General features: G+C 53.7%; 13 protein-coding genes. 9 read left to right on the top strand and 4 right to left on the bottom strand.

From position 1 onward, the window contains the following. Positions 1-3: 3 nt before the first annotated feature. The gene (locus ROA7450_RS13430; RefSeq protein WP_370738212.1) at positions 4-816 is read right to left on the bottom strand and encodes an NAD kinase; all 813 of its coding nucleotides are present in this window, start codon (positions 814-816) and stop codon (positions 4-6) included. A gap of 124 nt (positions 817-940) precedes the next feature. On the opposite strand from ROA7450_RS13430, the gene glyA reads away from it, so the two are divergent. The 7 genes from glyA to ROA7450_RS13395 all read left to right on the top strand — a co-directional run bounded on the left by glyA (position 941) and on the right by ROA7450_RS13395 (position 6,537). After that, positions 941-2,224: a serine hydroxymethyltransferase gene (gene glyA, locus ROA7450_RS13425; RefSeq protein ID WP_085806364.1), complete on the top strand. Its 1,284-nt coding sequence runs from the start codon at positions 941-943 to the stop codon at positions 2,222-2,224. A 155-nt stretch (positions 2,225-2,379) separates the two neighbouring features. Beyond that, complete coding sequence (locus ROA7450_RS13420) at positions 2,380-2,943, top strand: NifU family protein (RefSeq protein WP_085806363.1); 564 nt, start codon at positions 2,380-2,382, stop codon at positions 2,941-2,943. Then, positions 2,936-3,586, top strand: a complete 651-nt coding sequence (tsaB, locus tag ROA7450_RS13415) for a tRNA (adenosine(37)-N6)-threonylcarbamoyltransferase complex dimerization subunit type 1 TsaB (protein WP_306372433.1) — start codon at positions 2,936-2,938, stop codon at positions 3,584-3,586. The genes ROA7450_RS13420 and tsaB overlap by 8 nt, the downstream gene beginning before the upstream one ends. Next, positions 3,576-4,001 carry a GNAT family N-acetyltransferase gene (locus ROA7450_RS13410; protein ID WP_085806361.1) on the top strand — a complete coding sequence of 142 codons (426 nt, stop codon included), beginning with the start codon at positions 3,576-3,578 and terminating at the stop codon, positions 3,999-4,001. Before tsaB ends, ROA7450_RS13410 begins: the two co-directional genes overlap by 11 nt. An 85-nt stretch (positions 4,002-4,086) precedes the next feature. After that, complete coding sequence (locus ROA7450_RS13405) at positions 4,087-4,722, top strand: LysE family translocator (RefSeq protein ID WP_085806360.1); 636 nt, start codon at positions 4,087-4,089, stop codon at positions 4,720-4,722. Between the two features lie 123 nt (positions 4,723-4,845). After that, positions 4,846-5,760: a sulfite exporter TauE/SafE family protein gene (locus ROA7450_RS13400; RefSeq protein WP_085806435.1), complete on the top strand. Its 915-nt coding sequence runs from the start codon at positions 4,846-4,848 to the stop codon at positions 5,758-5,760. A gap of 3 nt (positions 5,761-5,763) precedes the next feature. Continuing rightward, positions 5,764-6,537 carry a TIGR02186 family protein gene (locus ROA7450_RS13395; protein WP_085806359.1) on the top strand — a complete coding sequence of 258 codons (774 nt, stop codon included), beginning with the start codon at positions 5,764-5,766 and terminating at the stop codon, positions 6,535-6,537. Between the two features lie 9 nt (positions 6,538-6,546). Here ROA7450_RS13395 and ROA7450_RS13390 read toward each other — a convergent pair whose 3' ends face one another. Further along, positions 6,547-7,260: an SDR family oxidoreductase gene (locus tag ROA7450_RS13390; RefSeq protein WP_085806358.1), complete on the bottom strand. Its 714-nt coding sequence runs from the start codon at positions 7,258-7,260 to the stop codon at positions 6,547-6,549. After that, positions 7,257-8,780 carry an ATP-dependent DNA helicase gene (locus ROA7450_RS13385; protein WP_085806357.1) on the bottom strand — a complete coding sequence of 508 codons (1,524 nt, stop codon included), beginning with the start codon at positions 8,778-8,780 and terminating at the stop codon, positions 7,257-7,259. The genes ROA7450_RS13390 and ROA7450_RS13385 overlap by 4 nt, the downstream gene beginning before the upstream one ends. A gap of 137 nt (positions 8,781-8,917) precedes the next feature. Between ROA7450_RS13385 and ROA7450_RS13380 the strand changes: the two genes are divergently transcribed. Further along, complete coding sequence (locus ROA7450_RS13380; protein ID WP_085806356.1) at positions 8,918-9,145, top strand: hypothetical protein; 228 nt, start codon at positions 8,918-8,920, stop codon at positions 9,143-9,145. Between the two features lie 138 nt (positions 9,146-9,283). Here ROA7450_RS13380 and ROA7450_RS13375 read toward each other — a convergent pair whose 3' ends face one another. Further along, positions 9,284-10,165: a LysR substrate-binding domain-containing protein gene (locus ROA7450_RS13375; RefSeq protein WP_085806355.1), complete on the bottom strand. Its 882-nt coding sequence runs from the start codon at positions 10,163-10,165 to the stop codon at positions 9,284-9,286. Between the two features lie 91 nt (positions 10,166-10,256). On the opposite strand from ROA7450_RS13375, the gene ROA7450_RS13370 reads away from it, so the two are divergent. Then, positions 10,257-11,300: a dimethylarginine dimethylaminohydrolase family protein gene (locus ROA7450_RS13370; RefSeq protein WP_200812961.1), complete on the top strand. Its 1,044-nt coding sequence runs from the start codon at positions 10,257-10,259 to the stop codon at positions 11,298-11,300. Positions 11,301-11,331 lie beyond the last annotated feature (31 nt).

Genomic DNA, 11,331 nt, shown 5'->3' with positions numbered 1-11,331 from the left:
GCACTATTCAAACTGTTCTCGGATTAGGCGCTCTTCGAGGCCGTGTCCGGGATCAAAAAGGATGCGGTGGCAGATGTCTGGGCGGGATGACACCTCAGCCCAAAGGATGTTTTCAATCCAACCGGTTGGTGCATCCGCACTGACTGGTCGTTTTTTTGGGTTAATCACGTCAAATCGGACAGTTGCCGAATTGGGAAGCAAGGCACCGCGCCAGCGGCGTGGACGAAACGGGGCAACCGCCGTGAGCGCGAGCACATCAGATCCAATTGGCAGGATTGGTCCATGCGCGCTATAGTTATAGGCCGTGGATCCGGCGGGTGTCGCCACCAACGCCCCATCGCAAACCAGTTCCTCGAGTCGTAAACGCCCATCAATGGTGATCTTCAATTTGGCGGCCTGAGGTCCGGCACGTAGCAGCGAAACCTCGTTGATCAATAGCGCTTCATGAAAGGAACCGTCGGAACACTCTGCGCGCATAGATAACGGATTTATGATCTCTTCTTCGGCCTCGTCGAGCCGATCAAGCAGGTCAGATTCGCTGTATTCGTTCATCAAGAAACCGACAGTGCCCCGGTTCATGCCGTAGACTGGGATGTCCAGCTTTTGTGTGCCGTGTAGTGTTTCCAGCATGAAGCCGTCACCCCCCAAGGCGACGATGACGTCAGAGTCTTCTTCATCGACATTTCCGAATCGCGAAATCAACGCCGCACGGGCGGTCTGGGCAACGGGCGCATCACTGGCGACAAAGGCAATCTTACGCGGCATTTTGGTTCTGACCCGTTTCCTAAGGACTATATTCGGTTCCAATCGAAGCATATCTTGTGCCCAGAGACCAGTGGTGACGGTCCTGCAAATATATTTGTCGTTTTATGGGGTTTTTCCTTAGGTAAGTTTCCTATAGGAAATCTAGCAATTTTAAACCCTGACGGAGTGTCCCCCCATGTCTGATTCCGGTTTCTTCACCGAATCCCTGTCGTCACGCGATCCAGAGCTGTTTGGTGCCATCACCAACGAGCTGGGCCGTCAACGTGACGAGATCGAGCTGATCGCCTCGGAAAACATCGTGTCTGCGGCCGTGATGGAAGCGCAAGGCAGCGTGCTGACCAACAAATACGCCGAAGGCTATCCCGGGCGCCGTTACTATGGTGGTTGCCAGTTTGCGGACGTTGCTGAAAACTTGGCAATTGACCGCGCGAAGCAACTGTTCGGCTGTGAATTCGCCAATGTTCAGCCAAACTCTGGCTCACAAGCCAACCAAGGTGTGTTCCAAGCCCTGCTGCAACCCGGCGACACCATTCTGGGTATGAACCTCGCGTCTGGTGGTCACCTGACACACGGTGCGGCCCCTAACCAGTCTGGTAAGTGGTTCAACGCGGTTCAGTACGGCGTGCGCAAAGAAGACAACCTGATCGACTATGATGAGATCCAAGCGCTGGCGACCGAGCACCAACCAAAGATGATCATCGCTGGTGGTTCGGCCATCCCACGTGTCATCGATTTTGCCAAAATGCGCGAAATCGCTGACAGCGTAGGCGCATACCTGCATGTCGACATGGCGCACTTTGCTGGTCTGGTTGCGGCGGGTGAGCACCCAAGCCCATTCCCGCATGCGCATGTTGCAACAACCACAACACACAAAACCCTGCGTGGCCCACGCGGTGGCATGATCGTCACCAATGACGAAGCCATCGCCAAAAAAGTCAACAGCGCGATCTTCCCTGGTATCCAAGGTGGTCCGCTGATGCATGTAATCGCGGGTAAAGCGGTTGCTTTCGGTGAAGCCCTTCGCCCTGAGTTCAAAGAGTACATGAAGCAAGTTCGTGCGAACGCAGATGCACTGGCTGATCAACTGATCAAAGGTGGTCTGGACATCGTCACCGGTGGCACCGACACGCACGTGATGCTGGTTGACCTGCGCCCGAAGAAAGTCACCGGTAACATCACTGATGCCGCTTTGGGTCGTGCGCACATCACAACCAACAAAAACGGCATTCCATTTGACCCTGAGAAACCAACTGTCACCTCCGGTATCCGTCTCGGCACACCTGCGGGCACAACCCGTGGTTTTGGTGAGGCAGAGTTCCGCCAAATCGCTGATATGATCGTTGAGGTTGTTGATGGTCTGGCGGCCAACGGTCCAGATGGAAACGCAGAAGTCGAAGCCAACGTTCGCGCCAAAGTTGCTGAGCTGTGCACTCGCTTCCCACTGTATCCAAACCTCTGATCCTTAATCAGGTTTGAGGCTTAACCGCGCGGTTATTCCGCGCGGTTTTCTTTTGGGGTGTCGAAATATCGAACTGACATAGTTTAGAATCATTCCAAACCTTGACAGACCCTGCCCTGAGGCGCATATCCATAGCACTGACGAAAGGCGCGCACATGTTTATTCAGACAGAATCAACCCCGAACCCGGCCACATTGAAATTCCTGCCCGGTCAAATGGTGCTGGAAATGGGCACCGCTGATTTTCCGTCGTCCGAAGGCTCTGAAAAATCCCCACTGGCAGAGCGGATTTTCAAGGCGCAAGGCGTCACCGGCGTGTTTCTGGGCAATGATTTTGTCACCGTAACCAAGGCGGATGATGTTGAATGGGATCACATCAAGCCCGCGATCCTTGGTGCGATCATGGAACACTTTCAATCTGGCCAGCCGGTTATTTTGGGTGATGGCGCGCAAAATTCGGGTCATGCCTCACATGATGGCGAGGATGGCGAAGTGGTTAATCAGATAAAAGAACTGCTGGATACGCGCGTGCGTCCCGCTGTGGCGCAAGATGGTGGAGACATCACCTTCCACGGTTTTGACCGCGGCGTTGTTTACTTGCATATGCAGGGTGCTTGTGCGGGATGCCCGTCATCGACCATCACGCTGAAGATGGGCATTGAAAACCTGCTGCGCCATTACATCCCTGAAGTGACCGAGGTACGACCCGTTGGTGTCTGAGCCACTGATCTTGGGATTTGACACATCGGCCGCGCATTGCGCGGCCGCTTTGCTGCGTGGTGAAGAGCTTGTTGCGGAACGTTATGAAGAGATGTCGCGCGGACAGGCCGAACGGTTGATGCCATTGCTCGAAGAGATACTGGCCGGTCAAGGAATTGGGTGGCGCGACTTGACGGCCATCGGTGTCGGTGTAGGCCCTGGAAATTTCACAGGCATCCGCATTTCGGTATCTGCCGCCCGGGGCTTGGCCTTGGCTCTGGATATTCCTGCTATCGGCGTTTCCACTTTCGAAGCGCTCCGCTTTGGGCAAGATGGAACCATGATCACTGCGGTTAAAGGCCCGGCTGACAAGACCTATGTGCAAGTGGGCGAGGCTGCTCCTGTGCTCTGTGGGCCAGAAGAAATGCCTGACTATCCGTCGAAAGCAGAGCCAGTATTGCTGGCCTATCCGTCAGCAGATGCATTGTCTTTGAAGGCGGAGTTGAACGAAATTCAACCGTGCTATCCACTGGCCGAGGCCATCGCGCGCAAAGCTCTTGCTCGCCGTTTCAATCAAATCGAACCTCCCGCACCGCTCTATATCAAAGCGGCAGACGCGGCCCCTTCACGTGATGCCCCTCCGGTGATGCTGGATGACGCCTGAACAGATGGCCGCCGTGCATACCCGCGCCTTTAAGGAGCAGGGAAGGCCATGGAGTGCACAGGAATTTGCCTCACTGCTCGATAGTCCGTACGTGTTTTGCGTTGGTGACACATTTGCCTTTGCCTTGGGGCGGGCGATTGCGGGCGAGGCGGAATTGCTGACGTTGGCTACCGATCCTTTGCAACTGCGTCAGGGTTTGGGGCGCAAGGCTTTGCAATTGTTCGAAGCTGAGGCGCGTTTGCGCGGTGCTGAAAGTTGCTTTCTAGAAGTCGCCGCAGATAATTTTGCTGCTTTAGCGCTCTATTATAGTGGCGGATTTCAAGAGATTGCACGCCGTAACGCCTACTATGAAAAGCCCTCGGGTAACCGAGTTGATGCGCTCATTCTTCAAAAGCCCTTAGATTCTGGGAAGTAACCTTCAATAGAATTGATTTGCAGAAGATTGTATGAGAACAATAAGGGAACATGTCGGCTTTCCGACTTATAAAGGTTTGTGTTCCATGGCCGATTTTGCACTCTTTCTACCCGGCTTCATCGCCGCTTATGCGATTCTACTTGTGGGAGCGTCTTCACCGGGGCCTGCGGTGGCCATGTTGCTTGGTATTGCAACATCGCAAGGAAGAGGTCCCGCATTGGTGGGTGCTGCGGGCATTGCCTGCGGTAGTATCGTGATCAATGTCGCCACACTTTTGGGCATTGGTTTAATTGTCTCGCAGATGGCGTGGTTCATGGGGGTGATGCGCTTGGTCGGCGCGGCCTACCTGATGTGGTTGGCCTACAACGCCTTCAAGAAGGCGGCGCAACCTCCGGTCATCAAAGCATCTGATGTACAAGTGAAGCGCTTGCCGCGAATCTTCATGGCGGGTTTTATGCTGCAGGTCAGTAACCCCAAGGCCATTGTGTTTTGGTTGGCCATCGCTTCAATTGGTGCGACTGAGGGCGGCGGTAGCGTGATTGTTGCACTGTTTGTGACCGGGGCTTTCCTGATTTCCTTTGCCTGTCATGGTGCATGGGCATTGTTGTTGTCTTCCCGACCTATCCGGACTGCGTACCAATCCGCACGACGTTGGATCGAGGCCGGTCTTGGTGCGTTTTTCGGCTTTGCGGCGTATAAACTGGCCACAACCGAACTTTGACTTCTCGATTTTGCAACATCGATCACGAAACATAAGGCCAGTTCACAAATTTTGATCGTGCCTGAGAGCCGTCTGGCCATAAGCATGCTTGCCAAGGGGCTAGACATGCGGGTAAGGGATTTCATGCTTATATACCTACCCATAGCCGAAGTTTCTGTGAACGCCTTTCTCCTTCTGGGATTGGGGGGGGCTGTTGGCGTTTTGTCGGGTATGTTCGGGGTTGGCGGCGGCTTCTTGATGACCCCGCTTTTGTTTTTCATTGGCATTCCACCTGCGGTGGCCGTGGCAACTGAAGCGAACCAGATTGTTGCCTCGTCGTTCTCAGGCGTATTGGCCCACCTGCGGCGCAAAACGGTTGATCTGCGCATGGGGACGGTGCTGTTGATCGGCGGTCTGATTGGTGCGGCCTTGGGTGTTGTGGTCTTCAACTATCTCAAATCGTTGGGTCAGGTCGATCTTTTGGTCAAACTGTGCTACGTGGTCTTTCTGGGCATCATCGGGAGCATGATGTTCATTGAAAGCTTGCGTGCAATCCGCAATACGCGTTCAGGTATCGCGCCGAAGCGTAAAAAGCACAACTGGATCCATGGCTTGCCGTTCAAAATGAGGTTCAGAACCTCAGGACTTTATATTAGCGTTATCCCACCTGTGATTGTTGGTGTTTGCGTAGGTATTCTGGCCGCGATCATGGGTGTTGGTGGCGGTTTTATCATGGTTCCGGCGATGATCTATTTGCTGGGTATGCCGACCAAGGTTGTTGTTGGCACTTCGCTGTTCCAGATCATCTTTGTTACAGGGTTCACCACCATGCTGCATGCCACGACCAACTACACGGTTGATGTGGCGCTGGCGGTTCTACTGTTGGTCGGTGGCGTGATCGGCGCGCAGATCGGCACGCGGATCGGCACCAAAATGAAAGCCGAGCAATTGCGTATTTTGCTGGCAATGATGGTTATTGCAGTTTGCGTAAAGCTGGGATTGGATCTGCTGATAATGCCGTCCGAGCTTTATTCACTTGGCGAAAGTGGAGGGCATTAATCTATGATCCGTATGCTCTCATTCATCGCGGCATCGTTGCTTGCCTTTACGCAAATTGCCGCCGCTTCGGAAGAGGTAGTGCTTGGTCTCAGCAAAGACGAGATTGCCATTACCGCCACTTTCGATGGCTCAAGTATTCTGGTTTTTGGTGCTGTCAAACGCGAAACGCCGATTCCAGAAGGCCCACCATTGGAAGTGGTTGTTGCCGTTTCCGGCCCGTCAGAACCGGTAGTTGTGCGTCGAAAATCTCGCAAATTGGGTATTTGGGTGAACACAGCGAGCGTCACGGTGGACTCTGCGCCAAGCTTCTATGCCGTTGGCACGAGTGGTCCATTCAACGAAGTGATGAATGATTCTGCCGATCTGGAGCATCGCGTGTCGATTGAACGCGCGATCCGCTCGATTGGAGCATCCATCCTAAACAGTGGTACACCTGAGTTCGTTGATGCAGTAATCCGCATTCGCGAAGATGAAGGTCTTTACAAGATCGTTGAGAACTCTGTCGTTGTTGACCAGCAGACCTTGTTCCGCACATCAATCGATATGCCAGCCAATCTGACCGAGGGGAAGTACCCAACACGGATCTTTCTGACGCGGGGGGGGCAAGTGGTTTCGGCCTATGAAACTGTGATCGACGTTCGCAAGGTTGGGCTAGAACGTTGGTTGTACAATCTATCGCGCGAAAACCCGATGATGTATGGCATCATGTCACTGGCGATTGCCATTGCGGCTGGCTGGGGTGCTTCTGCAGCTTTCCGTTTGCTGCGTCAGGGTTAAAGCAGAGCATTACCCGCGCCCGATATAGGGCATCTTCGTTGCCATCACTGTCATGAACTGAACATTCGCTTCAGGCGGCAGGTTTGCCATGTGCAAAACAGAGCGTGCGGCATCCTCCACGGGCATCGTATGCATGCCGGGTTGCCGCTCTTTGAGCGATGCGACCAGCTCGCTTTCCGCGTTGCCGATGTCAATCTGACCACAGGCGATGTCGTAGGGGCGTCCGTCCAATGACAGGGTCTTGGTGATCCCGGTGATGGCGTGTTTGGTCGTAGTATAGCAGATCGAATGTTCACGCGGCACATAGGCTGAGATTGACCCGTTGTTGATGATCCGCCCGCCTTGCGGAGATTGCTTGCGCATCTGAGCAAAAGCGAGTTGCGCCGCGATAAACATGCCACGCAGGTTCACGGATACAACTTGATCAAAATGCTCTAGTGGGACCTCATCAATCGGGGCGGCTGGCCCGAACATGCCTGCGTTGTTGAAGAGAACATCCAGTCGGCCGGCCTCTGCTATGAAATCCGCAAACGCCTGTTTCATGGCTGCCGGATTGGTCACATCTGCGGGTAGCGCGATGGCATTGGAATGGTGCGTGGCGACCTCTGAAAGCTTCTCAGCTCGACGTGCCAGCAACCCCACTTTCCAGCCGTCCGCCAAAAATACCTGTGCGGTAGCAAGGCCGATGCCCGAGCTGGCCCCCGTGATTAGAATGGATTTCATAGCTGAGCCTCCAGTTCGAGAGGGGTGGGTGCCACGCGCAGGTCATCCACTCGTAGCGGATGTTGTGGTTTGGAGAGACGATTGCGTGTGACCCAATGCAGACGCTCTTCGGCGCGCGTGATAGCAACATAAGCAAGGCGTTTCCACAAAGGCTGCCCGGCTTCGATCCGGTTCATCCGGGCGGCGACAAACAGATCGGGTGCAAACACTTGCACATCACGCCACTGACTGCCCTGCGCCTTGTGAATGGTTACTGCTGCACCGTGCAGGAATGTGGCCCCCATGCGGGCCGCATAAGGGATAAAAGGCTCTTCCTCGTCGGGTTTTTCAATCTTCACGATGCTGGCAGCACTCACCTGTGGATCCTCGGCCCCCATCACGTGCAGACGCGAAAAGCCGGGTTTGCGGCCGGGTCCAAGATAGATCACCTGCGCCCCTTTGATCAGGCCGCGTGCTTCAAGATCGAGCCGTTTCTTGCGGTGTTTAAGTGGTAGCTCTATCCCGTCGCAAATCAGTGGTTCACCTTCCAGCAACTCGGTTTCCGGCGCGCCGTGCACTGCGCGGAAGGCATTGATCAACTTGATACGTGTGACATTGCGCCAGACCAAAACCGGCGAGCGCGCCATCAGGTCCACCTCAACCCGTTGGGCCCAGTTCACCCGGTCATCGCGACGGGAAATGTCTTCGATCATGTCCTCAAATGCTTGGAATGTTAGTTCTGGATCGGCCAAGGCATGTGCCAGATCCAGAATCGGGTTGTCCGCATCTTGCCGGTGAACACGATGCAGGTTCATCACCGCAGGCTCGGGCAGTTTGTCGAACACCATGTTGCCCGATTGATTGACCGGGGCTAGCTGAGCCGGGTCGCCGAACAGCAACAAGGTCGGAAAGATTTCCTTGAGGTCGTCGAATTGTCGATCATCCAGCATCGACGATTCATCAACAAAGCCGATATCAAGCGGTTCCTCCCGGCGTTTCCAACCGGTGATGAAATCGGATCCGCGTAAACCAGCGGCGGCCATCGCACCAGGTATGGATTTGTTGATCTGATAAAACGCGTGCGCTCGATCCAGTGCCTCATCTGTCAGCCCCTCGATCTCGGGGCGTTCTCCGTTGCCTGCCAACCATTCGGCGATGCGCTCATATTCTGGATCATAAACAGGCGTATAAAGAATACGGTGAATGGTCGTCGCGGGCACGCCGCGCATGCGTAATACACTGGCCGCCTTGTTTGTCGGGGCGAGAATGGCCAATGTTCGGCGATCACGCCGTTTCTTGCCCTCCCAGTCGCCAGAAACGATGTCGACGCCCGCCTCGGCCAGGGCATTTACAAGCTCCGCCAGTAACAAGGTTTTACCTGACCCGGCCTTTCCTGTGACGGCCATGACCCGGTTTTTGTCCTCTTGCAGCGGGGTCAGCAGACTTTCATCTAGATCAACGCCAGTGCTGCGCAGCATCTCGGTGATGCGATCATGCGCTTCGGCCTGATCATGGGAAAATGTGAGTGAGGTTTGGGTCATAACGCGACCCTAGACCTATGTCAGGGGGCGTTCCAGAGAAAGCCGTCCTCATTCTTCCATAAATTCAAATCTTCTCTGCGATGACGCGAAGGCCTGTGCTACTGTTGCCTAAGCAAGCTTTGATAAAGGAAGTACCAATGCCCCAGCACAACGACATGTTTGAACTGACCGTTTCTGATATGGAGCTGATTGAGACGGGGCTGCGCAGCACGTTGGCGAGTTTGTCACATGCTCAACTGGGGGAGACTGATGAGGGCCGGTCAGATCGCGAAGACACAGTGCGCCGAATTCAAGACCTGTTGGGGCGCCTACACGATCAGAAGATTTTTTACCGCCCAAGAAGTGGCGTATACGTTGGTGGTTGAGGTTCCTTAAGCGGTGTAATCAGACGCTCGCTTCAGTCGCACGAACATCAGAAAGTATTCATTAAGCCTATTCTGCGTAGCGCTTGTGACCGGTTTGGGTATTTTCCAAATCTACAACATTTTGAGAGCAACGATCTATCAATCGGAACCAGCTGCTTCACGAAGAATCCAATTTCGAAATGCCAGGGCTTGCTCGGAAATCTGACGATGCTCTGGAGTCAGGATGAAATAACCAATCCCGGGTGATTTCAGGCTGGTGTCGAACGGGCGGACAAGAGCGCCAGTTTTCAAATCTTCGGCAGCGGTAATATTGTCACCCATGGCAAACCCAAGTCCCGCACGGGCTGCCGACAAATTGTGATTGAAATCCCCAAATTCGATGCTTTCTACACTGCGTGGAAGTGGCACCCCACGCGCGGCAAACCATTCATGCCAATGGGAAACGTCAAGGCCATCGAAAAGACGGAATTGAGCAAGATCTGCTGTGCGCAATCTTCGGGTATTCAAGATCGAAGGGGCGCAGACTGGGAAAAACTCTATTTCTTTCAAGGTTGTTATTGACGCATCTGGCCAGTTCGGGCGGCCAAACAAGATGGCAAGGTCTGCACTCTGGTCTAACCCTGTATGCGGCGGGTGAGAAGGCACAATCTGGATGCTCACTTTTGGAAAGCGATCAGTAAACTTGCGTAGTCTAGGAATAAGCCACTGGGACGCAAAGGCGGGCATGCAATCAATGCGCAGTTTCCCCTCGACCTTTTCACTCTGAACATCCTCGACGGCATAGAGCAAACTTGTGAGTGAAATTGAAATTCGATCGTGCAGCTCTGCACCCGATTGCGTCAATATCAATCCAGTCCCACTGCGGGCCAGTAGCGTCAACTGCAATTGATCTTCTAGATGTTTGAGTTGTTTGCTTACAGCGCCGGGTGTCACCCCCAGTTCATCGGCAGCGCGGGCGGCTGATCTCAGGCGGCCAACTGCCTCGAAAACACGCAAAGCATTAAGTGGCAATCGTCTCACAATATGCTCTCCAACTTCATATATTGAGTTAATCTCAATTATATAGGGATAATTACTCCCTTTATGTCAACCTTCACCAACGCTAGCGTTGATGCAATCGAACAAAGACTGGGGATATATCATGGGCGCCTTTGAACCCAAAAGACGAGATCTATACTCAGCGACTATTAAGCACTTTGGATCTGAGTCAGAGCCCGCATTTGAACACCCTGATCGTCAAACACGATTGTGGGGGCGTCACTGGGGCTGCGACAATGACGTTGGAAAGCTGCGCGCAGTTCTAATGCATCGTCCGGGATCTGAATTTGATGTCATCGACCCATCAAAATTTATCCAGGAAACGGGAACTTTTGGTGATGTTGACAAGGGTTGGTATTGGCAAAGTCATGAAATTCCCGATCTATCGGAACTGCAGGATCAGCACGATGCCCTGTCCGATCTTTTAAAGCGCGAAGGCGTCGAAGTCATTTCTCTCCAAGGTGTTGAGAGCGGTCGCTTCAAGTCCATATACACCCGAGACAGTTGCATCGCGGTTAAGGGCGGTGCAATCGTCACTCGGCTCGCCCCGCGGATGCGGCACGGGGAGGAATTACCGGTAACACGTGCTCTCGCTGACATCGGAATGCCCATATTGCGAACGCTTCACGGTACAGCAATGGCTGAAGGTGGCAGTTTTGCATGGCTCAACCCTGAAACGGCCGTTATCGGTCGTGGCATCCGTATTAATGACGAAGCCTGCAAACAGATCGCGGATGTGTTGCGGGTGCAAGGTGCCGAACTGATTGTCATCGATTTGTGTGGCTATGATATCCACATTGACGGGCATTTCTTGATGATTGATACGGACCTCGCTCTCGTCTGGCCCGGCGGATTGCCCTTCACGTTTCTCGAGCAATTGAGGGCAATGGGTATTCAGACCGTGGAAATTACCGAAGAGGACAATGCGTGGATCATCAACGGTCTTGCGATTGCGCCGCGCAGAGTCGTTATGCCCAAAGGAATGTCCACAGCGACGAGACAAAAATTAGAAAAGCTTGGAGTTGAAATTCTGGAAATCGATTACGGACGTGTTCAGCTGAACGGTGGTGGAATTCACTGTTCGACAAGCCCGTTGGTTCGCGATTCCATCAACTGAATCTTGCACTCCGCTACACGTTCGAAGCGCA

The organism is Roseovarius albus, assembly GCF_900172335.1.
Taxonomy (GTDB): Bacteria; Pseudomonadota; Alphaproteobacteria; order Rhodobacterales; family Rhodobacteraceae; genus Roseovarius; species Roseovarius albus.
Note: the sequence above shows the minus strand (reverse complement) of the source record. Positions and strands in the feature narration are given on the sequence as shown.